The following is a 1,309-nucleotide window of genomic DNA, read 5'->3' as shown; positions in this document are numbered from 1 at the left end:
GCAGGTGCCAGTGCGGATGTCCCCAAGTCTTGTCATAGGCCAATGCTGGACTGTCCGATGTGCAGCTCCGGTACAATTACCGCGTCTACCCGATGCCGGGCCAGCAGCAAGGGCTGGCGCGGGCGTTCGGGTGTGCGCGGGTGGTGTTCAACGACGGGCTGCGCGCACGCCAGGCAGCCAGGGAGAACGGCGAGAAGTACCTGTCGGACGCCGAGTTGTCCAAGCGGGTCATCACCCAAGCCAAGTTGACGCCCGAGCGGGCGTGGCTGGGCGAGGTGTCCTCGGTCGTCTTGCAGCAGGCCCTCGCGGATCTGAACGTGGCGTACCGCAACTTCTTCAACTCGATCACAGGCAAGCGCAGGGGCCGGAAGGTGGCCCCGCCGCGGTTTCGGTCCCGCAAGGACAACCGGCAGGCCATCCGGTTCACCGCCAACGCCCGGTTCAAGGTCCTGCCCAACGGCCGGCTGCGGCTGCCGAAGATCGGCGACGTGCCGGTCCGCTGGTCGCGGGGCCTGCCTGCCCAGCCCAGCTCGGTCACGGTGATCCGGGACGCGGCGGGCCGATACTTCGCCTCGTTCGTCGTGCAGACCACCGAACAGCCGCTGCCGGAGACGGACTGCGAGGTCGGCGTCGACCTGGGGCTGACGCACTTCGCCGTGCTGTCCGACGGCCGGAAGGTCACGGCGCCGAAGTTCCTGCGCCGCGCCGCCCGCAAGCTCAAGCGCTTCCAGCAGGATCTCTCGCGCAAGCAGCGCGGGAGTCAGAACCGCAAGAAGGCCGTCGTCAAGGTCGCACGGGCACACGCCCGGGTGGCCGACACCCGGCGGGACTGGCAGCACAAGCTCTCGACACGGATCATCCGCGACAACCAAGCGGTGTACGTCGAGGACCTGTGCGTGGCCGGTCTCGGCCGCACGAGGCTGGCCAAATCCGTCCACGACGCCGGGTGGGCGTCCTTCGTCGAGATGCTGAAGTACAAGGCCGCACGGTATGGGCGCACCTTCGGCAAGATTGACCGGTTCGCGCCCACGTCGCAGACATGCTCGGCGTGTGGCCGCATCGACGGACCCAAACCGCTGGACGTCCGGTCGTGGACCTGCCCGTGCGGGGCGGCCCACGACCGGGACGTCAACGCGGCGATCAACGTGCTCGCCCAGGGACGCTGGGAGAGCCTAAACGCCTGTGGAGCGCAGGTAAGACCGGCACCCGTGCCAGCACCGCGCGAGGAAGCAGGAATCCGCCCGGACGCCGCGTGTTCCACGCGCAGCGTGGAGGGAATCCCCGTCCTTCAGGGCGAGGAGATCGTCAA

1 protein-coding gene is annotated in these 1,309 nt (G+C 68.4%); it reads left to right on the top strand.

Features of this window, described 5'->3' with window-relative positions; genetic code table 11:
• Window positions 1-92 precede the first annotated feature (92 nt).
• Window positions 93-1,309, top strand: a 1,217-nt coding sequence (locus tag HCJ94_RS29320) for an RNA-guided endonuclease InsQ/TnpB family protein (protein WP_205802102.1), incomplete at its 3' end; no start/stop codon positions are given.

Origin of the sequence: Micromonospora thermarum (genome assembly GCF_012034245.1) — a bacterium.
In the GTDB taxonomy this organism is placed as follows: domain Bacteria; phylum Actinomycetota; class Actinomycetes; order Mycobacteriales; family Micromonosporaceae; genus Micromonospora; species Micromonospora thermarum.
Note: the sequence above shows the minus strand (reverse complement) of the source record. Positions and strands in the feature narration are given on the sequence as shown.